The organism is Fodinisporobacter ferrooxydans (genome assembly GCF_022818495.1).
Taxonomy (GTDB): Bacteria; Bacillota; Bacilli; order Tumebacillales; family MYW30-H2; genus Fodinisporobacter; species Fodinisporobacter ferrooxydans.
Window position 1 is genome coordinate 3,529,594 of the sequence record NZ_CP089291.1, and the last position, 24,316, is coordinate 3,553,909.

A 24,316-nucleotide genomic window follows, 5' to 3' on the forward strand; every position below is an offset into this window, starting at 1 on the left:
CAGGAGGGGATGATCGTGGGATTACTGAAAGAAGAGTACATGAATAAAATCGATCCGCATATTCAACAATCCCAGGCACATAAGAAAATCAAAATTTCACTGAAAAATATCGGCAAACAATTCAAAATCAAGAACAAAATCATAACTGCCATTGAGAACATCGATTTGGATATTCAGACAGGGGAATTTGTCTGTATCGTAGGCCCGAGCGGCTGCGGGAAAACAACGTTGCTGCGAATTCTTGCACAGCTGGAGCAACCGTCCGAGGGAACGCTGACAATGGTGCATGATGACCTGAACAAACCGCTGAACTCTATGGTGTTTCAAGAGCATGCGGTGTTTCCCTGGATGACCGTAAAGAAAAACATTGCATATGGGTTGACGATGCGCAAGCTGCCAAAAGATCAAGTCGAAGCTGCGGTCGAGCATTATTTGCAAAAAACGGGCTTGAAAAAGTTTGCCAACTCCTATCCTCACCAGCTGTCTGGGGGAATGAAGCAGCGTGTCAGCGTTGCCAGAGCATTTGCCAATGATCCGGAAATTCTCTTGATGGATGAACCGTTTGCGGCGCTTGATGAACAAAACCGCATCATCCTGCAGCAGGAACTTGTGCGCATCTGGGAAGAAACGCGGAAAACGGTCGTATTTATCACACACAGCATCGATGAAGCGATTTTTTTGGCTGACCGCGTGTATGTGATGACATCACATCCGGGGATGATCGCCCGTTCTTTTTCCATTGATTTGCCCCGTCCCCGCAAAATCGAACAAGTGCGAAACAGTCCACGCTTTCAGGAATTGTTTAATGAAATCTGGAATATTCTCCGAATGGAAGTCAACAAAGCAAAGCAGAGTGAAATGTTGTAACGAAAGCTATTTCTGCCATTTCAGCCGCTCCGCCGATGGCGCTGCAAAGCCGCCGACAAACAGCGTGAGCGGCAGCTATATAAATCCATAAACTGGGTATCTGCTAATTTTTTCATGTTGCTTTATATTGCTTTGTTGAGGCTGCTAGTTTTCGCCTTTTCGCCCTCACTCACAATGTGTTTTGCCCGTTCCACCTTTGCTTGTTCGATTGCTTCCTCCACATCAATGGCTACTCGTGGCTTTAATGCCCCCATCACATTCCGAATCGACTTCTTTTTCTTAGGCTGGATGTTGATCATTTTCCCATCTTCATTAATCTCAAACTCTGGTTGTTAAAAAACTTTTTTGTTCCGTTAACGGGCAGGATAGCTTAATAAAATGACGATAATCTATCTGAAACAAGGAGCAGTTTGTCTGAGGCAGCTGCTCCTTAATATTTACGATCTGGATAATCTAACGAGTTTATTATAAGCAAAGTACAAAAAACAATCGCTTTTATTCTAGATTCCTATCCAACAATATCCCTGTTTGTTCTGCCATGACACGAGGTGGAAAAGGCATTCCATTCTTGATCCACCATTCCACTGACCCTACGACAGCTGCCCCAAAAAATTGAAGAATAACATCTTCACTTAATCCTTGATTATTTCCTTTGGTTACATCCACTTCAACTTTATACTCTTGGACGACTAACTCAAGGAACCGACTACGAAAATAAGTGGCACTTTTAGTGGTTAACATTGTTGAAAAGAATAAATAATTACTCTCAAAGTATTCGAACCAGACATAATTTCCTTCTTTAAAAGTCATTTCAGATGCCGATTGGCAAAGTTCTTGGAGTTTGTTCATATGTTCTTCGATAATTTTATCAAGCAAGTCAAATTTATCCATGTAATGAAGATAGATGGTTGCTCGGTTAACATTTGCCCTGTCGGAAATTTCCTGAATTGTAATGTCATCAAAATTTTTTTCGGACATCAGTTCAATAAGAGCTTTTTTTATTGCTTCTTGTGATTTGAGTATTCTTCTATCTACTCTAGGCATCGTTTGGTCACCAGACTTCCCTAAAGATAATCAACAATTTTTATTGATTTGTTGAATAAACAACGAATTGCGTTCTTTTAACCATTGAAAGCAGCTTGGTTCCATTTATAATTATAAACAGATGTTGATTAATCTTGCTACGATGGAACAAGATTTGAAGTGTTTATTTAGGGTATTTTTGGCTGAAACACACCAACTAATTAGTGTTGTGTCCTTGACGGAAATTGTCCGAGAATCCCAACCAACATGATTGTAAAGAACCAATAATTCATGGATTGCAGGAGGTTATATATGATTACTGCTAACGCGCGCGCTACATTCAGTCCAAAAGGTCCGTTCAAGCTCACTACGATAGAGCGCAGGGATCTCCAACCGCATGATGTCCTCATTGAGATTAAGTACGCTGGTATTTGCCACTCTGACATTCATACAGCTCGCGGCGAGTGGGGGCAGGTCCACTATCCCCTCGTTCCAGGGCACGAGATCGCCGGAATTGTCACCCAGGTTGGTTTGGAAGTCACAAAGTTTGCCGTTGGCGACCGAGTCGGGGTAGGCTGCATGGTTGACTCCTGCGGAGAGTGCGATAACTGCCGTAAGGGAGAGGAGCAGTACTGCCTCAACGGAATGACGGGCACCTATGCAGCTGTAGACAAGTACGGGCAATATACGCAGGGCGGTTATTCCACCCACATCGTCGTAACGGAAGACTTTGTGGTCCGAATTCCGGACAGTATTGAGCTTGACGTCGCCGCACCGCTTTTGTGTGCCGGCATCACAACGTACTCGCCACTGCGCCATTGGAGAGCTGCGCCTGGCAAGAAGGTCGCTGTTGTTGGACTTGGCGGGCTTGGACACATGGCTGTGAAGCTCGCTCACGCCATGGGGGCAGAGGTTACTGTTTTATCACAAACATTGAAGAAGAAAGAAGACGGTTTGCGGCTTGGCGCGGACCATTATTATGCCACGAGCGATCCAGAGACGTTTAAGAAACTGGCTGGTTCGTTCGACCTCATCGTAAATACAGTGAGCGCGAAGATCGATATGAGTGCATACCTTTCGTTGCTGGCGCTGGACGGTACACTGGTCAACGTCGGTGCGCCACCGGAGCCGTTGTCAGTTAACGTATTCTCACTTATCGGTCAGCGTCGGTCGTTTGCCGGATCAGCCATCGGTGGAATTCGCGAAACGCAGGAAATGCTTGACTTTTGTGCTGAACATCACATTGGTCCGGAGATCGAGGTTATTTCCGCCAAGCAGATTGATGAAGCCTGGGAGCGCGTACTAGCTTCAGATGTCCGGTATCGATTTGTGATCGACATCAGCACGATGGGGAATGAATAACGAGTAATCCTAACAACATATTAGGGGGCACGCCTACACCGGTGTGCCTCTTTACCTGTCGCTCTTTCTCGTCGCCATATTATGCCTGCGATTTGAACAGTTGACGCGCATAACATATCGAATAACTTAATTTTTTCTCTGAGGGAGGAGAAATATGGAACGACTATGGACTAGGGCGTTTATTCTCATGACTATGGGGACACTTTTCCTTTTTACGGCTTTTTATATGCTATATCCAACATTGCCGCTCTTTATCAAACAAATTGGCGGCAACCAATCGCAGGTCGGTCTTTCAATGGGCGTGTTTATGCTCGCTTCCGTTATTCTTCGCCCGATAATCGGTGGATTGCTGGACCGGTTCGGAAGTCGTCCGTTTATCGTTATGGGACTGATTTTCTTCGCCGTAGCAATGTATTTGTACGGATGGATTGGCGGAATCGTTACTCTGATGGCGCTCAGAATCTTGCACGGCATGAGTTGGGCAGCATCCACGACCTCCATTCTAACGGCAACCACGGACATGATTCCGTCCAACCGTCGCGGGGAAGGGCTGGGATGGTTTGGTATGTCCATGACTTTGGCTATGGCAATCGGACCGATGCTCGGAATCTGGGTACAACAGAACCGCTCATTCCACACTTTGTTCCTATTCGCAGTCGGACTCTCTGTAGTAGCAATGATCTTAACGTTTGGAGCAAAGCTACCGACCCGACAAAAGTCAGGTGTAAGAAGAAAAATTGAGTTCTTCGATAGGTCAATCCTTCCCATCGCAGTGTCAATTTTCTTTCTGTTTATCGCTTATGGCGGTATCACTACATTTGTTCCGTTATTTTCTGACACGATTCACGTTAATTCCGGTACATTCTTTTTGATCTATGCTGTTACGCTCGTCTTGGCACGTCCGTTTGCAGGAAAGCTTTCCGACAAATACGGCGAGGCATTTGTTATTGTACCGTCCCTTATAATTACAGTTTTGGCATTGGCCGTGCTGCTCTTCTCCAGTGGTTTGTTCGGCTTGATCGTTTCGGCAATTCTATACGGTATCGGTTTTGGTTCTGCGCAACCTGCTCTCCAGGCGGCAACTGTACGTCTTGTTCCAGTTGATCGTACAGGAGTAGCCAATGCTTCTTTTACTACCGCAACGGATCTCGGCATCGGTCTAGGGGCGATGATTCTAGGAGTGGTTTCCCAATATACGAGCTACCAGATCGTGTTCACGGTCAGCGCCGTATCGGTTGCGGTTTCCTTGTTGTTGTTCACTTTCTTTGTGAAACGTTTGTTGAAAAATAAAAAAATCCGCAAACTGCATATTGGCTCTCTTCCCTTAGAACAAGACAATGCTTAGAAACATAATAAATTCTCATTGTCCAGCGGACATTAAAATAGTGTTCGCTATTTTGTTTCTAAAACCTCCACTCGCCTTATTTAACAAACGGGGGCTAATGCTGCAAAGGCATTGGACCTTTTTAAAACTAACGGGATTCGATTGTGCAACAGCGAATGCTTCTGAATCCGCTTGTCTTTCATAAGAATTCGCAGCGGCTGTTTATCACCATTAACCCGCTTCCATTCGTAAAACCCGTCAGCAGGTATGATGTAGCGTTTCCGAATAAACGGCACTTTAAAAGCTGATTTCTCCAGCAAGGTTTCGGCTTTTGCATTGATGGTCCTGTATGCTATTTTCTCATCTTTCGCCCACGACGGGATCAATCCCCATTGTAATTGGCCGACGCGATTGTTGGTTCCTTCGTGGATAATTGCTGTCACTAGTTGGCCGGGCGAAATGTTGTACCTGGGCTTTATATCCGCTGGAATGTCTGTTAAATGGTAGCGTTCTGCAAGTTCATCAGGATTTGTAAACGGAAATCGTCCGCACATCTGCATCACCTATTCCAATTCTAACCACTTTTATTTTTCGATGCAACTGCATATAATACATATATACGAACATTTGTTCGATTTTAAGGTGTTGAGGAAATGAAAAAGGAAGGAATCGGTATGGATCGTCCAATTGCTAAGATACGTGAAGTGCTGAAAGTATGGTTTATGTTGCGTTGGATTGAACGGGATATGCAAAACATTCGTTTGTGTGCATTCGGTGAATTATGGAACGAATGGTTATATCATTCCATTCACCGAATCCTTTTGATGGAACTCAACAATTACAAACGGCAATTAAGACAATCCAAAACAAAAGTGGTAACGCAGAAGATTGAAGGCAAATGCATCGCAATTGAGTTTGCGTGCCAGAATCAATGGGATCGAGTTGAATTTCCCATAGCTTTTTTGGAGGCGGAAGCTAGGGCTGAAATTCGAGCGAGAAGTAATCAGATCCTATTGCAGTGGAAACAATTGTTGAAGAAGGTGCCAAACCAATGAATTACGTGTATGGTCTTGTCGACATGCAATCCTTTTATGCATCGTGTGAAATGGCGAGTCGTCCCGAATATAAGGATCGGCGATTGGAGGATGACAGAACTGACCCCGTTTTGATTGTCGCAGGCGATCCGGAACGCCGCCATGGAATTGTGCTGGCGTGTAGTCAATCCGCGAAACGTTTAGGGGTGTCAAATGCGATGCGCTTAGGAGAAGCACTTGTTCATGCGCCAGACGCCAGAGTGGTGAAACCGAGGATGCAGTTTTATTTGGATACTTCTCTGCAAATTCAAAAAGTGTTGAGAGCCATGTTTCCGCTGCAGGAGCAATTCAGCATCGATGAATCCTTCTTTGCGTTTCCGTATCCCTCGCTTCTGTTTGACAACCCAATTGATATAGCGCAACGTATACGGGAACGAATTTGGGATCAATTTCGTATTCGTTGCCGGATTGGGATGGGGCCGAATAAATGGATTGCCAAGATGACGAATGCCATAGCTAAGAAAAAGTCGGATGGAATCGAGTGGTGGAAACAAGACGAAGTGATTGCGAAATTGCATCCGCTGTCCGTGTTTGAAATGTGGGGGCTAAAGCGGCGGGCTGAACATTTGTACATACGATTTGGCTGTCAGACAATTGGGGACGTAGCCAATATTCCGGTTGCAAATTTGCGGAAAGCTTTCGGCGTATGGGGAGAGGTTATCCATCGATGGAGCCACGGGCAGGATCTAAGCAGAATCGAACCGGATACATATGATGGGGAACTAAAAGGGTGTTCACATCGAATGACGCTCCCCAGAGACTACGAAAGCAGGGAGGCGGTGGCAACTGTGATTTTGGAGCTTGCGGATGAAGTATGCCGGCGTGTGCGATCAAAGAAGCAAAAAGGTCGTCGTATCGGGCTATCCATTACATACCAAGGACTTACGGGTGGGTTTCATAAAGCAAAAACCATACAACTACTAACGGATCAGACAAAGGATATCGTCCCGATTCTTTTGGCGATATTGGATAAACACTGGGACTTAACGCCTGTACGAGCAGTCGGGGTATCGCTTGATATACTTCAAGTTTCGGATTCGATACAGTTATCTCTTTTTGATGACGAAGTAAAAAAACATAATCTGTCGCGCACAGTGGATCAAATTCAAGCATCGTTTGGGGAAACGAGCATATTCCGAGCGTCCAGCCTTTCGCCACACGGCCAAATCCATGATCGCAGCAAGAAAATCGGTGGTCACTACCTATAAAGAAAGGAAGCTACAAGTATGAGGGTAATAGAAGGCAATATTTTCGCAGGAATGCGAATGATTATACCGGAGCATCGTGAAGCAATGCAGAAGTTGGAACAAAAAGAAAAACGATTGGTAAAGCCGACGATTGACGAGCAAAAACTCGAAGAGGTATCTAGGGTGTTGGCAGAAGCCATGCAAGAACAGCGTAAGGTGACTGTTCAGGTGTTCAAGCCGTTCGGTGTGGAAGAAGTGCAGATGGTTCCAACAAAGGTCGATTCGTATATGCGACAGTTGAAAGGAATCGGTTCAGGGGATCAAGCGATATCCCTAGCGTTAACCGATATAGTGGATGCCTGGTTATAGCGAAATAACTTTGAATCTTCGATTTGTAAAACATATAGAACCATTGTGTACAGGTATTTTCATGGAATTGCAAGCCGAAAACCAAGACGCACCAAATGGGAATATGCGATTGGAGTTTTTTGAAATTAAATTTAGCCTAGGATGTACCTAGGCTAATGCCGACTATACATTTTGAATCAAGCTTAGTAAGTTGTACCGGCAGCGCCTGCACCTGGTACAAACAAGAAAAACAGAACAAAAATAATTAGAAACACAACCGCCCACTGGGTATATCCACCAAAAGCTCCGTACATTTGGTTTCCCTCCTTTTTAGTCGGATGGGTTATCATATTAAGAAGGACAAAAACACGTATCGGCTTGAACCTATCAAAATGAATAGATCCGCATACATGCAATTTTCGAACTCTGCGATTATTTGTACATTTGACTTGAAGAATTTTTCAATTGTTCTATGTATTGTAAAGGAACCATTTTATCTACGTAATTGAACACTATCTTCTGTATGAGAATTCAAAATTTCGAGCAGTACATACTGATCCGGGTAAATGCTCCGAACTTCTTGCCATTGCATCGTATAACACCTCGCTAATGGTATTTCACATTCTATTATATCATACTTTCATGTCTAAAAGAGTCAGGGACGAGTGTTATTCGAGCAATTACAACACAAACATGAAAAATTGATGAAATTACGAAATATGGAGGATGGAAGGTCGTTATTTAGAAAGGAAAAAAATTTGGTCTGGTGTCGTACAGGTTTCGCGTGGTATGATACACAAAAGATGTATTAATTCGATAAGAATACTTGGAATAAGATGTGAACAATGTGAGGTGGAAATTGTTGCAACTTCAGGTCATGAACAGTCCTTTTAATCAGGAGCAAATAGAGCTCTTGAATCACCTGCTGCCAACGCTTACGGAAGCGCAAAAGATATGGCTCAGCGGGTATCTTTCCGCACATATGATGGGGTCTTTGGGAACTACTGTAGACGGGCAAGTTTTGTCGCAAGGTGTGGCGGCGGTACCAAGACCGGCTCGTAACAATGTCGTCTCCGAAGAGGTGACCGTGCTTTTTGGATCCCAGTCCGGAAATAGCCAAGGTTTGGCCAAAGGATTTTCCCGCAAGCTGGAGGAGCGAGGGTTTAAGGTAACACTCACTTCCATGAGCGACTTCAAACCCTCAAATCTAAAAAATATCCGAAACTTATTGATTGTGGTAAGTACTCATGGGGAAGGGGATCCGCCAGATAACGCACAGCTTTTCTATGAGTTCCTGCACGGTAAAAGAGCGCCTCGCTTAGAGAGTCTGCGGTATTCCGTACTTGCCTTAGGGGACAGTTCTTACGAGTTTTTCTGCAAAACTGGCAAGGATTTTGACAAACGTCTGGAGGAGTTGGGAGGCGTGCGTCAAAGTCCGCGCGTGGATTGTGACTTGGATTTTGACGAGCCGGCTGCCGCGTGGTTTGAAAGTGTCCTGACGTCCTTGAACGGCATACAAGAGGTCTCTGCTGGCGTGGCGGAAGGAAGTACAGCAACAGTGGTACGGAATGCGCCGGAAGCGGAGACGGTGACGTATTCGCGAACGAACCCATTTCATGCGGAGGTTTTGGAAAATATAAATCTCAACGGCGGGGGATCGAACCGCGAAACCCGCCACCTGGAGATATCCCTCGAAGGATCCGGCCTGCAGTATGAGCCGGGTGACTGTTTGGGCATCTACCCGCAAAATCACCCTGAACTGGTGGATTCACTGATCAATGCCATGGGCTGGGACCCTGACGAGATCGTTGTGGTAAATAAAAAAGGTGATGAGCGCAAACTGAGAGAAGCGCTTCGTTCTGATTTCGAGATTACCGTTCTGACCAAACCAATGTTGGAACAAGCGGCGCAGCTTTCCTCAAACGATGGGTTGCGCGAGCTTTTAGCGTCAGGCCATGAGCAGGAACTCAAAAACTATCTCAAGGGAAGAGACCTGATGGATTTGGTGCAGGATTTCTCACTGCGCGGAGTTCCTGCCGGTGAATTTGTTTCTATTTTGCGGAAAATGCCAGCACGTTTGTATTCGATCGCCAGCAGTTCAAAGGCCCATCCGGATGAGGTGCACGTCACCATCCGAACAGTACGTTATCAAGCAAACGGACGCGAGCGGTATGGCGTTTGCTCCGTATTCTGTGCAGAACGTCTGCAGCCGGGAGACACCCTGCCAGTTTATATTCATCACAATCCGAATTTCAAACTGCCTGCCGATCTTGATACACCCGTGATTATGATTGGACCTGGGACAGGGGTTGCACCTTTCCGTTCCTTCCTGGCAGAGCGGGAGGAGATCGGTGCGAAGGGGAAAACATGGTTGTTATACGGGGATCAGCATTTCCGTACAGACTTCCTGTATCAGCTCGACTGGCAAAATTGGCTGAAAAACGGCGTATTAACCAAGATGGATGTTGCGTTTTCGCGTGATACTGCGGAAAAGGTGTACGTGCAACATCGGATGCTGGAAAAAAGCAAGGAGTTCTACCGCTGGTTACAGGAAGGGGCCCATGTCTATGTTTGCGGCGATGAGAAGAATATGGCACATGATGTCCACGCTGCACTGATTGCGATTCTGGAACAAGAGGGCGGTATGAGCCAGGAGGCCGCCCAGGCATATCTGGCTGAAATGCAACAGCAAAAACGGTATCAGCGTGATGTCTATTAAGATACAATTTTACTAAGATACAATACAAATCTACTAAGGTATAACTTTACCAAGATAAACACTCTACTATGATCTACATTCGATTAAGATATACACCCAGAAAAGAAAGAGAGGAAATGATACGATGGCACAAAACCCAGTTGTCCCACCTCAGGGTCCTCCCAGCGATGTTGAGCGGATCAAGCGTGAAAGCAATTACCTGAGGGGGACGCTTGCAGAATCGCTTGAAGACCGGATCACCGGTTCGATCCCCCATGACGATCAACGGTTGGTGAAATTCCACGGGAGTTATATGCAGGATGATCGGGACATACGAAACGAACGTCAAAAGCAGAAATTGGAACCCGACTACGGTTTTATGGTTCGTGTGAAAGCGTCCGGAGGCGTTGTTATACCGGAACAGTGGTTGGTATTGGATAGTATTGCCCAAAAATACGGTGGTAATACGCTGCGTCTGACCACTCGCCAGTCCTTCCAGTTTCACAGGATTCTCAAGTGGAATTTGAAGGAGTCGGTTCGCAAGGTCAACGAGGCGCTCTTGACCACGATTGCCGCTTGCGGCGATGTCAACCGCAATGTCATGTGCAACCCAAATCCGTACCAGTCGGAGGTTCATGAGGAGGTATATGAGTGGGCCAAACGCCTGAGCGAGCACCTGAAGCCGCGGACCAGAGCTTATCACGAAATCTGGCTCGACGGGGAAAAAGTGGTGGATAGTAGGGAGGGCACAGAAGAAGAGGAACCGATTTACGGACCCGTATACCTGCCGCGAAAATTCAAAATCGGGATCGCAGTCCCGCCGACCAATGATGTGGATGTATTTTCCCAGGACTTAGGGTTAATCGCCATTTATGAAGAAGGAAAACTTTTGGGCTTCAATGTGGCTGTCGGCGGTGGTATGGGAATGACATATGGGGATCCGAAAACGTATCCTCAAGTGGCAAAAGTGATTGGGTTCTGCCCGGCAGATCGGATTATTGACTTGGCGGAGAAGACGGTCACGATCCAGCGGGATTTTGGGGACCGCTCCGTACGCAAACACGCACGGTTCAAGTACACGATTGACGACCGTGGGGTAGAGTGGTTTATTAACGAACTTCATGACCGATTGGGTTGGAAGCTGGAAGAAGCCCGGTCTTACCATTTTGAACGAAACGGCGACCGCTTTGGCTGGGTAAAGGGGAGCAACGGAAAGTGGCATCTAACCCTTTTTATCCAAAACGGCCGAATCGAAGATGGGGATACCCCGATCATGACCGGTTTGCGTGAAATCGCCAAGATTCACACCGGGGACTTCCGACTGACACCGAACCAGAATCTGATCATTGCCAACGTGACCAATGAGAAAAAACCGGAGATTGAGGAATTAGTCAAGCAGTACGGCCTGACTTCCGGCCTCGAGCTGTCTGGCTTGCGGAGAAATTCCATCGCTTGTGTGGCTTTGCCGACCTGTGGCCTTGCCATGGCGGAAGCGGAGCGCTATCTTCCGACGTTGCTGGAAAAGATAGAAACCATCTTGGATGAAGTGGGTTTGCGTCAAGAGGAAATTACAATCCGCATGTCCGGGTGTCCTAACGGATGCGCCCGGCCGGCTTTGGCTGAAATTGCGTTTACGGGGAAGGCTCCAGGCAAATACAATCTGTATCTGGGTGGTGGGTTTGCCGGCGAACGGATAAACAAGCTGTACAGGGAAAACATCGGTGAAGCGGAGATCTTGGAAACACTGCGGCCGATCATCCACCATTATTCACAGATGCGGCAAGAAGGGGAACATTTCGGTGATTTTGTCATCCGTATCGGCTATGTAAAAGAGGTGCGCTCGGGACTGGAGTACCATGATTAAAGGCTTAACTCCATGCGGTTGAACTTTTTTCAATAGAAAATTTAAACCTGAAAGACTGTACTTCGGAATTTTTGCGAAGTGCAGTCTTTATTTTTGCTTTCACTTAATACACGGGTGTTAAAGCCGATATCTCCGTGTGCGTGAAATTATAATGCCAGTAATATAACTACGTTGTATTTCCTGGGCAAGCGCAAAAAGCGACAAATAACGTTCAAATACGCCATTCATATTTTAAGGTATCGTTTCGTTCGAACCTTATGGATTCTGCTCTCCGGAAATCCGTTCGATGGCCAGTTGCGCTTGCATTCGAATCTCATATTCCGCATCGTCCAAAGCTTCCGACAGCGCAGGCAGCGCACTTGCATCGCCGACTTCGAACAAATATCGGGCTGCTCGCCAGCGGACCAGCTTGCTGGGATCTTGTAACGCCTTGATCATGTTGGGAATCCCGATCGGATTTCCCAAATCGGATAAACAATCACCGGCAGCCCTGCGTACAGCAGGTGATGAATCTTCCAATGCTTCCAGCAAATACGGCAGGGAACTCTCCCCAAGGGAACCCAAATATACGACAGCCAAGCGGCGAATCGAAGCTTTCGGGTCTTTGATTGCCCGTTCCAGGAGCGGCATCTTGTCGATCGCAGGCTCCAGGCGTTCCAGTGCGGCGTAACGGGTTTTCCAATCGTCACTTTGCAAAGCAAGCTTCAGCTCATCAGGGCTTGCGATTTTCCTTTCGGCCGATTGCGGCGCATCGAGCCGAATGGCCTCTTCCACCAGTCTTTGCAAGCGTTCCTCACTGTAATCCCGGGTAATTTCCTGCACATACCGCCCGCCGATCTGCTGCGGGTCGCCGCTGTGGAAGCCCTGTTCTTCCCATCTGCGCTCTGTCAGGAAGGACTGGGTATAGGATGCGGCCAATTTGGCGGCCTTGCCGAATCGTTCCGGCAGAGCAAAGCGCAAATCTTCCGTTCCTGTCAGAATTTTCACCTGCATGGGGATTTTCCGGAAAAATTGTATGTAGACATGCAAACGATTCACAGGCTGATCCGAAGTGTCTGTACTTCCCGCTTGTCCCTGGCTTTGTGTTTGCGAACCGGACGGAAACAACCGTCTGACTTCCTTCAAAATGGGCTCCCAGTCTTGTTTCGGATGGCGTTCCAACGCAAAAAAATTGGAAGCATGATACAAGCTTTTTACACCGGGAATCGACAGGAATTGACGGACTGCTTCCGGAGCCTCGGAGATTTGCTCTGTCGTATATGTCAATTTCACACCTGACGGCAACGATTCGGATAGCGTCAGTTTCATGCTGTTCGGATTCGGTGTCGGTTCAATGGCGATTATGTTAACGTTCATGCTTTTCACTCCCATTTCACATTTCAGCTTCATTGTAACATAATTTTTTGTCTGTCTTTGTGATCACGATCATTCGAAAGGAAAGTCCTTGCGTTACAATCAAAAAGTATACATAATATATATTTCGTAAATTTATACAATGTTTGATAAATTTCTACATGATTTGGCGAATTTTTTCGAAAATTCTAATTACCTAGGAAATATTCATTCGTCCGTTGATTTTGCGCGCGCCGGTCAGAGGGTATCTGTTTTCTGCGGGGCGATTCATCATGCACAGGGCAATTCCTCCGGGCGATTTATCCTCTTGACAAGTTGAAAGAGGTATACTATATTAATTTTCAATAAAAGGTGATGATTGGGACTAGTAAGAATCAGGCTGGATATCAGAGAGTCGATGGATGGTGTGAATCGGCAGAAGGCAGATTTTGAACTCACCCATGAACTGCAGCTCGACAAGTAGGGTGTGCCGGAATTCCACCGTTACTGGGATAGATGGTATTAGCCATCGAAAAAGTGGATTCTCAAGCGAGATTCAATTAGAGTGGTACCGCGAGCGATTGTGCCCCGTCTCTAACTAAAGGAGACGGGGCTTTTTGACGTCCGATTGATTTCGGTCATGCCAGCAGCACTCCGGTACTTTACCTAATCTCCTTCTCCACAAACGGTCCAGAAACCGGCAAGCGGCTTAGGGAAGAAAAACGCTTTTGTGTTGTTTTTGTGTTCCAGAGCAGTTGAATAAATACAAGCATTTTTAATGAAAGGATGATGTCAACATGAGAAATTACGATAAGCATGCAAGAGGGTATTTTATGCCTCCGACAACCAGCTTGAATTGGACTCGGAAGGAGTATATCACCGAAGCCCCCACATGGTGCAGTGTGGATCTTCGGGATGGAAACCAGGCTTTGGTCGTTCCCATGAGTTTGGAGGAGAAGCTGGAATATTTTCAGTTGCTTGTGAAAATAGGTTTTAAGGAGATAGAGGTCGGGTTTCCCGCAGCATCCGAGACGGAATTTTCTTTTTTGCGTACTTTGATTGAACAGGATCTGATCCCGGATGATGTGACGATACAAGTACTGACTCAGTCAAGAGAGCACATTATCCGAAAAACGTTTGAATCCTTGCAAGGTGTAAAAAAAGCGGTGGTGCATTTGTACAATTCGACATCTGTGGCGCAACGGGAGCAGGTATTTAGAAAATCCAAAGATGAGATTATCGATATTGCGGTATCCGGCGCAAAACTTTTGGAAGCATGTGCAGCAGAAACTGAGGGAAATTTCCAGTTTCAATATTCACCCGAAAGTTTTACTGGTACGGAGGTGGAATTTGCACTTGATATTTGCAATTGTGTGCTGGATGTATGGCAGCCAACAGCAAATAACAAAGTGATTATCAATCTTCCTGCAACCGTGTCACTCTCTATGCCGCACATTTACGCAAGTCAAATTGAATATATGAGCGAACATCTGAACGATCGGGAACATGTCATTTTGTCGCTCCATCCGCACAATGACAGAGGAACAGGCGTTGCAGATGCAGAGTTGGGAATGCTCGCCGGAGGGCAGAGAGTTGAAGGAACCTTGTTTGGAAACGGTGAAAGAACAGGCAACGTAGACATTGTAACGCTTGCCCTGAACATGTTCTCACACGGGGTAGATCCGAAGCTGAATTTTGAAAATATTCCGGCAATCATTGCCGTTTATGAACGTCTGACAAAAATGAAAGTAAGCGAAAGACACCCATATGGCGGCGAACTGGTGTTCACAGCATTTTCAGGCTCCCATCAGGACGCCATTGCCAAAGGAATGAAATGGCGTGAGGAAAATGAAAGTCCAATTTGGTCGGTTCCGTATCTGCCTATTGACCCAAAGGATATCGGCAGAGAATATGAGGGGGACATCATCCGGATTAACAGCCAGTCCGGTAAAGGTGGGATCGGTTATGTGCTTGAGCAAAAATACGGACTTGATCTTCCGCCCAAAATGCGGGAAAGCTTCGGATATCGTGTGAAAAGCGTGTCAGATCAATTACACAAAGAACTGATGTCTGATGAGATATATGACATTTTCTTGAAGGAATATGTGAATATTAATACTCCGATCGAGTTTATCAACTTTCGTATTGCACAGCAAAACGATTTTCAAACGATTGTCACTCTCCGGATCGACGATGAAGTAAAAGAATGTATCGGCACAGGAAACGGAAGACTGGATGCCATCAGCAATGCTCTGCATACGAATCTCGATATCGCTTTTACAAATTTGAACTATAAAGAACATGCTCTGGAAGTCGGTTCAGGATCCAAAGCGGTATCGTATATCGAAATCACCGCTTCAAATGGCGCTTCGTATTGGGGGTGCGGGATTGACGTCGATATTATGACTTCCTCCGTAAAAGCTCTGTTCAGTGCCGTGAATAATATGAACAGATCCATGTCACTTTCTCCTTTGGTAAAACAATAAATTGGAAATCACGCAACACAGCAACATCATCGAACCCATCTGGGGGTCGATGTAAAGGACACAAGCAAAGCCGATATTTCTTTTATCGCAGGAAATATCGGCTTTGTCTGTATTCATTCGCTTAGTGTGGATTTTCGTTAAAATGTTGGCGGAGTCCCTACTAATAACTCGAATTCACACTCGCTGTGACCGCAGGTTTCCCGGATTTGCTGTTGACGATCCAAATACCGGCCAGCACACATACGATACCGATGGCAGTCATCAATTTTAGCGTTTCATGCAACACGAGGACACCTGAAAGAATCCCGATCACCGGCACAAGCAGCAAGGAAATGGATGCTTTGCTGGCCTCCGTATTGGATAAAATATGATACCATAGCACAAACGCCAAAGATGATGCCACAACACCGGCAAACAAAACATAGAAGATCGGCAGCATGTTCCAATGGGAAGCTCCATGTTCGAAGAAAAGCGAGTACAACAAAAGTCCGACAGCGCCAATCACCATTTGCCAAGTGGTAAATTGAATATTGTTGCAATGCTGCAATTTCCGTTTGATAATTACATTGGACAACGCCCAGGAAATTCCCGAAGTCAATGCAAGAATCAATGCCCAAAACGCCCCTCCCAGATGAACATCCATCGCAATAAACAACCCGACAATCCCTATCACTATGCCGACCGTTTTTCGTGTGGTCAGCTTTTCCCCAGGGATAAAGAAATGCGCCATCAGTGAGAGATAAAATGGCATGCTATATGTCAACACAGATGTGAGTCCTGCACTGATCCAATTGAGAGAGATTTGAATGGCGATATTAAAGTAAGTGGTTTGCAAGAATCCACAAACGACAAACCATTTGAAATCTCGTTTATTCGGAATCAGAACTTTTTTGTAGTAGGCAATCAAAAGCAGTACGAGTCCGCCTACCAGAAACCGATAGGCAGCAAACAAGACAGGTGGAAAAGCGCCATTCCCAAGTTTCATGATCACCCAATTAAAACCCCAAATCGTGCATAAAACCCCGATCATCCCATTCACGTTGCTCGCTCCATTCTTTTTAACATACTAAAAGAGGATGTTCAAAAAGTAGTCAAAACTCCACGGCGGATTGCTTTGCCGAATCCCAAAAAGGCTTACTCATGTACCAAACACGTACACTCCGTCGCCTTTTCATGCTCCGGCTTCGCACTCCTTGTGTCTTACTTAACCACTTTTTGAACACGCACTTAAAGTGCGTGATATGCGGGTTCAAAAAGCGGCAAACAATCCGTGGCGGCTTTTTTGTCTGCTTTTTGAACATCCTCTAAAAAGTATCTTATCATACATGAGCAAATTATTTCGTCATACGATAAAAGAAAAATACGATAAAGGAAAACGCCGCCTCTTTCATCCATGTGTTTGCACTTGCCTGGCAGCACATGTTCGAGCAGCAATCCCAACAAACCCAAGAATTTTATCCTGCAAATAAAACAAACTATAGGAGTGAGTACAGCGGAAAATTCGGCAAAGATAGGAGCACCAATAATATGGCAAACTTAAAAACACTGTCGATAGAGGAACTGGAAAAGCTGAATCGACAGTTATTACAAGAACAGAATGAAGTTTTAAAAGAACTCATGCAAAGAGGATGGGGCAAACGGTCTCTCGATCAGATGGAGCATTCGTCTATGACTGTTACAGAAAACGATTTTTGAAGGAATGAACATGATGGAACAATGGCAGCAAAACACGACTCTTTTCGAACAAGAAGCAGAACACAAGTTTTATATCAATCGGGAAATCAGTTGGCTGGCCTTTAACGAACGAGTGCTCGAAGAAGCTTCCGATCCGCAAAATCCGCTGCTGGAACGGCTGAAATTTCTGTCCATCAGCGCGTCCAATTTGGATGAATTTTTTATGATTCGCGTGGCAAATCTCAAAGATCAGGTGAAAATCGGTTATAACAAACCGGATAACAAATCAGGACTCACGCCAAGAGAGCAGCTAAACGCAATCGAACAACGCGTCAGGCAGATGGTAGCGATCCAATATCAGGAATTGCATTTGCACTTGCTGCCTGCATTACAGGAAGAAAATATTCATGTCCTGCATGCGGCATGCAACGATGAGCAAAAAACATTTGCCGAATCGTATTTTCTGGAACATGTATTCCCTGTGTTGACACCGATGGCAATTGATGCCAGCCGTCCATTTCCATTCCTGCTAAATAAGACACTGAATTTGGCGGTTCGGTTAGAAAAACAATTGGCTGGACAATCCGAAGAAATGTTTGCGATTGTACAAGTTCCTTCTGTATTGCCGAGATACATCCAATTGCCAACGCAAACAGGGCAAGCATTCCTTTTGCTGGAAGAATTGATTCGTCAACACATTACCTATCTATTTCCCGGTCATCAAGTCCGATCGGTTGATTCCTTTCGCATCACAAGAAACGCAGATCTTCCATTGAAAGAGCAGGAAGCAGAAGATCTGTTGGAAGAAATCCTCGAAGAATTAAAACAACGGAAACTTGGCGATGCCGTTCGCCTGGAAATTGAAGAAACCATGAGTCCGGACGTGCGGTCCTTTTTGAAGGAAAATATCGAAGTGGAAGAGGAAGATATCTATACGGTACAAGGTCCGCTGGATCTTACGTTTTTCATGGAATTTTCGAATCTGGGAGGTCTTGAGCGACTGCACTATCCATACGCGATACCGCAGTTGCCGCAAGATCTGATCGGTGAAACGGATCTGTTTGAAGCGATTGCAAAAAAGGATATTCTGCTGCATCATCCCTATGAATCCTTCGACCCCGTGATTCGATTCATCCAATCGGCGGCAGACGACCCGTCCGTGCTGGCGATCAAGCAAACATTGTATCGGGTCAGCGGCAATTCTCCGATTGTTGCCGCACTAGCCAAAGCGGCGGAAAATGGAAAACAAGTGATGGTGCTTTTGGAATTGAAAGCGCGATTTGATGAAGAACACAATATCACATGGGCCAGAAAATTGGAAGAAGCCGGGTGCCACGTGATTTATGGGCTTGTGGGCTTGAAGACGCACGGCAAAATTACGCTGGTTGTGCGCAAGGAAGGAAACATGATCAGGCGCTATGTACATTTGTCTACAGGCAATTACAATGAAAAAACGGCAAAGCTGTATACGGATATTGGGATGTTCACATGCAGGGACGAGATCGGAAAAGACGCATCGCTGGTGTTTAATTTTCTTTCCGGGTATTCGGATCCGCCTTCCTTGTCTGCTCTCACGATTGGTCCCAAAGGATTTCGCGAGCGGATCCTTGCATTCATTGAAACGGAAATCCAAACAAGCACACCGGACCAGCCTGGATATATTATCGCAAAAATGAATTCGTTGACAGATAAGGAAATTATTCAGGCGCTGTTTGCCGCTTCAAAGGCAGGTGTGAAAATCGATTTAATCGTGCGCGGCATTTGCTGTTTGCGACCGGGAATTGCCGGAATCAGCGAGAATATCCGAGTCATCAGCATCGTCGGGCGATTTCTCGAACACAGCAGGATCTGTTATTTTAAAAACGGGGGAGACGAACGACTGTTCCTGACAAGCGCCGATTGGATGACTCGCAATGTAGAAAAGCGGGTGGAAATCGTATTTCCCGTAAAAGATAAACGATTGCAAAAACGCATTCAGGATATTCTTTCCATATATTTTTCAGACAATGTGAAAGCAAGGGAATTACAACCGGACGGAACATACAAACGTATACGAAATGAACGGGCTCCGATCGAAAGCCATGTATATTTTCAACAGCAAGCGTGTCAAGCGATACAGGAAAGAAAACGGAATTCCATGTACAGATAGAAAAGCGAATACCAACCAATTTGAATCGGGTTGGTATTTTTTATTCCCGTTTCCACATCACATATTTTTAAAGCGGAATCTGCATACTATTCCATGTTATACAAATTCGGAGTTTTATAAAGTTTCGCAAATATGAATGGAAAGCAAGTTTTTTTAGGTAATTTTTAAAGGATTGCTTTCCGAGAATGTTTACAAGTTTTTGCAGGAGGGGCGCAATGTCTACACTACAATGGAAAGAACGTTTCATTCGAGCCCTTCCGGGACGAATCCGGACAGAAGTATACGGGCTGCAAAACAATCAATTGGCAGCAGACGCAATTCTTGCACAAATCAGTGGTCTTGAAGGAGTTATAACAGTCGAAGCAAGTATTGAGACGGGACGGATGCTCGTCAGTTATGACGACAAGAAAATTTCCGCAATTGCAATTTTCGAAGCCATTTTGTCGATTGAGGAGCGAGTATTTCAAGAGCACATGGATCAAAAGGAAGATACTGCTTTCGAATCAGAAACAAAACCTTTGCCGCAGCCCATTGATTATGAGGAACAAGAAATTGCAGCATCCGGCGAGAAAGCTGAACACTATGGTGCGAGGTCTGCATGGAGCCACCATATGTATGCCATTCCGGAACGTTTTTCAGCAATTCCCATAGTTCCGAAAGAGAAAGGATCCGCCGATTCCGTTCCGGTACCCTTGCTGTTATCGATCGGAGGTCTTTGCGTATTGGGAATGAAACAGTTGTGGTTTGGCAAATCTGTGATCGCCAGAAGTTCAGGCGCATTTTATGCATCTGCACTGGTTTCGGTTGTCACAGGTTATCCCTTTTTGAAACGCGGGTTTCAGCAGGTTTCCCAAAAACAAAAATGGAATGGTGATCTGCTTTTGGGAGCGAGTGCTTTAGCGCTGGGATTGCTCAGGGAAAATCTGGTCGTCCTTGGCGGCCTTGGCATTCTGCAATATATGAATTGGAAACGATCAAAAATAGATCTCCATCAAACCGGTCAAGCTGCTTCTACATGCTCGAAGGAAGTACAGCAGTACAGTGAACGGATGAGCAAATGGGGAATGTTGTTAGGCGGAGCCGCTTTCCTTGTGACCAGAAATCCGTTATATGGATTGGGAATTCTTTTGGCTGCCAATCCGCGTCCGGCCATGATCACGGAGGAATTCACCTGGAAGCAAGCAGAACTTGCATCAAAAGAGCATGGTTTATATGTACCTGAAAAAACTTCCTTGTCCCGCTTGGCTCGCACAAACACCATTCTTTTTGAGGATACTGCGCAAATTGTGGCACAAGAAAAGAAACATGAAGTGGTTACATCCGATTTCTCCTTGCTGCAAGAAAGACTTTTTAAAGATTTGCATAGCGATTGGAAAATCGGTGTATTGTCAAATCGTCAAAATATAAAGGATGAAACACTTGAAGCATTAGGAGTGGACCACAGTTGGACAACGTACACGGAAGAGCAGATCATTGAACGTATCGAAGGATTACGGCAACGAGGGGGAGAAGTTTTACTGATTTCTTCGGCAAAACATCTATTTCCAAGGCGTTTTGGGAATTTAGAATTGCCGGAAATTCCGATGCAAAAGATGAAAGACATTTTCCCAACTCGTGAATACGCATCACAGATGGAAGGGATCGTTCGGCAGAATTTCATGTTTTCCAAACAATGGAACAAACTCGGTCTGGCATTATCGATTCCGTTATTTGTTACAGCGCCCATCATAAATATTTTGGCTGATTCGGTAACTTTAATTTTACTATCCAAAACCAAGCAAGCAAGTGAAGAAATCTTGCACCAAAACCAAACATCTAAAGTTTCTTCTGCCATGCAGGAAGCAGCCGCAGCTTCCGATTCATTAGTCTCTCCACAATGGCATGCGCTTTCGAGTGAAGACGTTTTGACCCGATTTCAAGTGTATGAACAGGACGGGCTTACGTCGGAACAAGCACAAATGATTCGGAACTGCCATGGCTCCAATCGACTGGAGACAAGACAAACGATTCCTTGGTTTGTTTCATTTTTTGGGCAATTCAAAGAATTTACGCCATTGCTTTTGCTTGGCGCTGCCGGCTTGGCAATCGCAACTGGCGGACTGGCGGATGGATTGGTCATGACAGTCGTGCTGGCAGCAAATGCCGTACTAAGTACAACGCAGGAACGAAAAGCAGAAAAGATCGTGGAGTCGCTCAATCAATTTCATCCGCTGACCTGTAAAGGGATCCGGGATGGTAGGGAAATTGAGCTGTCATCAGTGGAATTGGTTCCGGGAGATCTTGTCAGCGTAGAGGCGGGAGACCGTGTACCGGCCGATATCCGCATCATTCGCGCGTGGAATTTGGAAGTCAATGAGGCGCCTCTAACAGGTGAATCGTTGCCTGTGCAAAAAACGGATCGGTCAGTTGCTGTCGACAGCACACTCTCGGAACGAAACAATATGCTTTACATGGGAACAGACGTGACGCGTGGGAAAGGTCTTGGCGTTGTCGTTGCCACAGGCATGCAGACGGAAATGGGACATGTGATGTCTTTAATGAAAGGTGAAATCAGGGAACTTACACCTTTGCAAAAGAAGGTGTCTGCTGTCGGCAAATCCTTTGTAAAAGGTGCGATGCTTGCAGGCGGCATCGTATTCCTGACTGGACTTTTGCGCGGGGTATCTGTCACGCAAATGGTCATGACCACCATCACGCTTGTTGCATCCGCTGTACCGGAAGGGTTGCCTGTGACAATTACCATCGCTTTAAGTGCGGGTATTTTCCGAATGGCCAGACGCAATGCATTAATCCGCAGGCTGGCTGCTTTGGAAACACTTGGCAGAACAACGGTGATATGCTCTGACAAAACAGGCACGTTAACGAAAAACGAAATGACAGTCAAGACAATCGCCACTGTCAATCGATCCTGGCTGGTCATAGGAGATGGTTATCAACCAAACGGCAGAATAGAGGAAATCACAGCGGATGAAGTTTCGGCAACAGCAGAAGCAATCCGCAAGACGACGGGGAAAACAGGCAGATTGATGTATGGAAAGGCGGACTTGCAGCAACTAGAGTTGCAGCAAATCGTAACCATCGGTGTTTTGTGCAACAACAGTCAATTGGAACAACAGGACGGCAAATGGATGGTCAAAGGGGACCCTACGGAAGGCGCATTGTTGACGCTGGCCGCAAAAACAGGCGTATGGAAAGCGGACGTGAGCCATTGGACACGCTGTCATGAAATTCCGTTTGATTCAAATACCGGAACCATGAGCGTGGTGTGCCAAAATACGCAGACGGATGCCGACTGTTCTGTATTTTTGAAAGGCTCTGTGGAAGCTGTTTTGGCTGCATGTTCCTGGTATCAGAAAGATGGCAACATCTATCCGCTGACGGACGACAAGAAAGAAGGCATTTTCAAACAAAACGAAATGTATGCGGCTGATGCGTTGCGTGTATTAGGTTTCGCCTATAAATCGATTCCCTTTGATCAAGCAAATCAAGAGGGCAGCAACGTCGATCGGGAGGATTTCATTTACGTAGGATTGGTGGGAATGATAGATCCACCCAAACCGGAAATCGAAACGAGCATTCGCGAAGCGTTTGATCTTGGTGTACAACCGATCATGATCACAGGCGATCATCCGATTACAGCCATCGCCATTGCCAAGCAGTTGGGGATTTGGGACGGCAAAAAACAGGTCATAACCGGTGTGGAGCTCGATCGGCTGTCTGAGGAAGAATTGACGGCAATGGTGGAAGATGTGGCGATATTCGCCCGCGTAACGCCGGAACACAAATTGCGGATCGTGACTGCGTTTCAAAACCGCGGGCATATCGTAGCCATGACAGGGGATGGCGTCAACGATACACCTGCCATCAAGAAAGCAAATGTTGGAATTGCCATGGGGCAAATGGGCACAGATGTCACAAAAGAAACAGCCGACATGGTGTTGAAAGAAGATCACTTCGGTTCCATCGTCGAAGGGGTCAAAGAGGGTCGGACGATCATCGGCAACATCCGGAAAGCGGTTGGCTGCTTGCTGACGGGAAATCTGGCGGAAATTCTTGTCACATCCGTTGCAGTGATTGCAGGAATGCCCATTCCTTTGATCCCGATTCAAATCATGCTGATGAATTTGTTGACAGATGCACTGCCTGCAATGGTCTTGGCTGTCAATCCCGGCAATGAAGCAGTCGAAACCAAACGGCAGGATATTGTAGATCGAGATTTGTACCAAAAAGTGGTGACAAGAGGCGTACTATTAAGTGCAGGCTCCCTCGGATTGTTTGCCGTTTCGTTACAGGCAGGAGCATCGATTGCGGTTGCACAAACTGTGGCATTTGCAACGCTTGTTGTCGGACAGCTCGTTCAAATTTTTTCATGGAGACAAGAAGGCACTACGGTTCCCGTGAAACATTGGACACAAGATAAATACTTGCTTGGTGCAGTCGGATTTTCGGCACTTGCATTGGTTGCCGCTTTGTATGTGCCGTCTTTTGCCCGAATTTTTCATACAACGCCTCTTTCGTTTGGACATTGGGCAATGATTCTGGCTGCCGCAGGAACTGTGCATATCGTCTCGAAGCCGATCCAACAATGGCTTACGAACCGGAACGAAATCATGCAAACAGAAAAGCCGCTGTTTGCAAGACTCCGTCCGCTTGCCATAGGAGTTGCCGGATAATTGATATACTGTAATATGAAGGAAAGGGATTAGTTGAACCGGATCGATTTTCAGCATCTGGCATTAAAAAATAGGAATGTTGAAGAAACGGAACGTGGAAGAAATCGAACCGTTTATGAAAAAAGCCCGAGGAATGATGGACTTTGGAAGAGTCCGTTTACTCTCGGGTCCTTTTCAATGTACAAACACTATAAGAGCCTGTTCAAAAGCAGTCAAAACTCCACGGCGGATTGCT

General features: G+C 45.9%; 17 protein-coding genes and 1 other annotated feature. Of the genes, 12 read left to right on the forward strand and 5 right to left on the reverse strand.

The genetic code is table 11. From position 1 onward, the window contains the following. The first annotated feature begins 15 nt into the window (after positions 1 to 15). Positions 16 to 867, forward strand: a complete 852-nt coding sequence (locus tag LSG31_RS16985) for an ABC transporter ATP-binding protein (RefSeq protein ID WP_347436241.1) — start codon at positions 16 to 18, stop codon at positions 865 to 867. A gap of 122 nt (positions 868 to 989) precedes the next feature. Here the strand turns inward: LSG31_RS16985 and LSG31_RS16990 are convergent, their stop codons facing one another. Beyond that, a complete protein-coding gene (locus LSG31_RS16990) occupies positions 990 to 1,166 on the reverse strand; it encodes a hypothetical protein (protein ID WP_347436242.1) in 177 nt (58 codons plus the stop codon). A 196-nt stretch (positions 1,167 to 1,362) separates the two neighbouring features. Then, entirely contained in the window at positions 1,363 to 1,911 is a 549-nt protein-coding gene (locus tag LSG31_RS16995) for a TetR/AcrR family transcriptional regulator (protein ID WP_347436243.1), read from the reverse strand. 291 nt (positions 1,912 to 2,202) lie between these two features. On the opposite strand from LSG31_RS16995, the gene LSG31_RS17000 reads away from it, so the two are divergent. Together LSG31_RS17000 and LSG31_RS17005 are read left to right on the forward strand one after the other, a co-directional pair. Next, the gene (locus LSG31_RS17000) at positions 2,203 to 3,252 is read left to right on the forward strand and encodes an NAD(P)-dependent alcohol dehydrogenase (RefSeq protein ID WP_347436244.1); all 1,050 of its coding nucleotides are present in this window, start codon (positions 2,203 to 2,205) and stop codon (positions 3,250 to 3,252) included. 154 nt (positions 3,253 to 3,406) lie between these two features. Further along, positions 3,407 to 4,597, forward strand: coding sequence for an MFS transporter (locus LSG31_RS17005; RefSeq protein WP_347436245.1), 1,191 nt, complete (start codon positions 3,407 to 3,409; stop codon positions 4,595 to 4,597). Between the two features lie 80 nt (positions 4,598 to 4,677). Here the strand turns inward: LSG31_RS17005 and LSG31_RS17010 are convergent, their stop codons facing one another. Further along, positions 4,678 to 5,130, reverse strand: coding sequence for an SOS response-associated peptidase (locus tag LSG31_RS17010; protein WP_347436246.1), 453 nt, complete (start codon positions 5,128 to 5,130; stop codon positions 4,678 to 4,680). A 99-nt stretch (positions 5,131 to 5,229) separates the two neighbouring features. Here LSG31_RS17010 and LSG31_RS17015 point away from each other — a divergent pair, with 99 nt between their 5' ends. The 5 genes from LSG31_RS17015 (at position 5,230) to cysI (ending at position 11,767) form a co-directional block, all read left to right on the forward strand. Continuing rightward, positions 5,230 to 5,631 carry a YhjD family protein gene (locus LSG31_RS17015; RefSeq protein WP_347436247.1) on the forward strand — a complete coding sequence of 134 codons (402 nt, stop codon included), beginning with the start codon at positions 5,230 to 5,232 and terminating at the stop codon, positions 5,629 to 5,631. Further along, the gene (locus LSG31_RS17020; protein ID WP_347436248.1) at positions 5,628 to 6,878 is read left to right on the forward strand and encodes a DNA polymerase IV; all 1,251 of its coding nucleotides are present in this window, start codon (positions 5,628 to 5,630) and stop codon (positions 6,876 to 6,878) included. The genes LSG31_RS17015 and LSG31_RS17020 overlap by 4 nt, the downstream gene beginning before the upstream one ends. A gap of 18 nt (positions 6,879 to 6,896) precedes the next feature. Beyond that, positions 6,897 to 7,226, forward strand: coding sequence for a YolD-like family protein (locus LSG31_RS17025; RefSeq protein WP_347436249.1), 330 nt, complete (start codon positions 6,897 to 6,899; stop codon positions 7,224 to 7,226). Between the two features lie 856 nt (positions 7,227 to 8,082). After that, positions 8,083 to 9,924, forward strand: coding sequence for an assimilatory sulfite reductase (NADPH) flavoprotein subunit (locus tag LSG31_RS17030; RefSeq protein ID WP_430734286.1), 1,842 nt, complete (start codon positions 8,083 to 8,085; stop codon positions 9,922 to 9,924). Positions 9,925 to 10,048: 124 nt separating this feature from the next. Continuing rightward, positions 10,049 to 11,767, forward strand: a complete 1,719-nt coding sequence (gene cysI, locus LSG31_RS17035) for an assimilatory sulfite reductase (NADPH) hemoprotein subunit (RefSeq protein WP_347436251.1) — start codon at positions 10,049 to 10,051, stop codon at positions 11,765 to 11,767. A gap of 255 nt (positions 11,768 to 12,022) precedes the next feature. Here cysI and LSG31_RS17040 read toward each other — a convergent pair whose 3' ends face one another. Beyond that, positions 12,023 to 13,123, reverse strand: a complete 1,101-nt coding sequence (locus LSG31_RS17040; protein ID WP_347436252.1) for a virulence factor — start codon at positions 13,121 to 13,123, stop codon at positions 12,023 to 12,025. 342 nt (positions 13,124 to 13,465) lie between these two features. Further along, positions 13,466 to 13,698 (forward strand) — a binding site (T-box leader). Between the two features lie 198 nt (positions 13,699 to 13,896). On the opposite strand from LSG31_RS17040, the gene leuA reads away from it, so the two are divergent. Then, entirely contained in the window at positions 13,897 to 15,585 is a 1,689-nt protein-coding gene (leuA, locus tag LSG31_RS17045) for a 2-isopropylmalate synthase (protein WP_347436253.1), read from the forward strand. A gap of 160 nt (positions 15,586 to 15,745) precedes the next feature. On the opposite strand, the gene LSG31_RS17050 is transcribed toward leuA, so the two are convergent. After that, the gene (locus LSG31_RS17050; RefSeq protein WP_347439547.1) at positions 15,746 to 16,615 is read right to left on the reverse strand and encodes a DMT family transporter; all 870 of its coding nucleotides are present in this window, start codon (positions 16,613 to 16,615) and stop codon (positions 15,746 to 15,748) included. Between the two features lie 497 nt (positions 16,616 to 17,112). On the opposite strand from LSG31_RS17050, the gene LSG31_RS17055 reads away from it, so the two are divergent. From LSG31_RS17055 to LSG31_RS17065, 3 genes are all read left to right on the forward strand, one after another. After that, a complete protein-coding gene (locus LSG31_RS17055) occupies positions 17,113 to 17,280 on the forward strand; it encodes a hypothetical protein (protein WP_347436254.1) in 168 nt (55 codons plus the stop codon). A 10-nt stretch (positions 17,281 to 17,290) separates the two neighbouring features. Next, positions 17,291 to 19,408 (forward strand): RNA degradosome polyphosphate kinase, encoded by a 2,118-nt coding sequence (locus LSG31_RS17060; RefSeq protein WP_347436255.1) that lies wholly within the window; start codon positions 17,291 to 17,293, stop codon positions 19,406 to 19,408. A 215-nt stretch (positions 19,409 to 19,623) separates the two neighbouring features. Then, complete coding sequence (locus LSG31_RS17065; protein ID WP_347436256.1) at positions 19,624 to 24,081, forward strand: cation-translocating P-type ATPase; 4,458 nt, start codon at positions 19,624 to 19,626, stop codon at positions 24,079 to 24,081. The last annotated feature ends 235 nt before the right edge of the window (positions 24,082 to 24,316 follow it).

Coding starts and splice junctions, on each gene's coding strand:
- LSG31_RS16990 (WP_347436242.1), bottom strand. CDS start 1,166: ATGATCAACATCCAGCCTAAGAAAAAGAAGTCGATTCGGAATGTGATG.
- LSG31_RS16995 (WP_347436243.1), bottom strand. CDS start 1,911: ATGCCTAGAGTAGATAGAAGAATACTCAAATCACAAGAAGCAATAAAA.
- LSG31_RS17000 (WP_347436244.1), top strand. CDS start 2,203: ATGATTACTGCTAACGCGCGCGCTACATTCAGTCCAAAAGGTCCGTTC.
- LSG31_RS17005 (WP_347436245.1), top strand. CDS start 3,407: ATGGAACGACTATGGACTAGGGCGTTTATTCTCATGACTATGGGGACA.
- LSG31_RS17010 (WP_347436246.1), bottom strand. CDS start 5,130: ATGTGCGGACGATTTCCGTTTACAAATCCTGATGAACTTGCAGAACGC.
- LSG31_RS17015 (WP_347436247.1), top strand. CDS start 5,230: ATGAAAAAGGAAGGAATCGGTATGGATCGTCCAATTGCTAAGATACGT.
- LSG31_RS17020 (WP_347436248.1), top strand. CDS start 5,628: ATGAATTACGTGTATGGTCTTGTCGACATGCAATCCTTTTATGCATCG.
- LSG31_RS17025 (WP_347436249.1), top strand. CDS start 6,897: ATGAGGGTAATAGAAGGCAATATTTTCGCAGGAATGCGAATGATTATA.
- LSG31_RS17030 (WP_430734286.1), top strand. CDS start 8,083: ATGAACAGTCCTTTTAATCAGGAGCAAATAGAGCTCTTGAATCACCTG.
- cysI (WP_347436251.1), top strand. CDS start 10,049: ATGGCACAAAACCCAGTTGTCCCACCTCAGGGTCCTCCCAGCGATGTT.
- LSG31_RS17040 (WP_347436252.1), bottom strand. CDS start 13,123: ATGAACGTTAACATAATCGCCATTGAACCGACACCGAATCCGAACAGC.
- leuA (WP_347436253.1), top strand. CDS start 13,897: ATGAGAAATTACGATAAGCATGCAAGAGGGTATTTTATGCCTCCGACA.
- LSG31_RS17050 (WP_347439547.1), bottom strand. CDS start 16,615: ATGATCGGGGTTTTATGCACGATTTGGGGTTTTAATTGGGTGATCATG.
- LSG31_RS17055 (WP_347436254.1), top strand. CDS start 17,113: ATGGCAAACTTAAAAACACTGTCGATAGAGGAACTGGAAAAGCTGAAT.
- LSG31_RS17060 (WP_347436255.1), top strand. CDS start 17,291: ATGATGGAACAATGGCAGCAAAACACGACTCTTTTCGAACAAGAAGCA.
- LSG31_RS17065 (WP_347436256.1), top strand. CDS start 19,624: ATGTCTACACTACAATGGAAAGAACGTTTCATTCGAGCCCTTCCGGGA.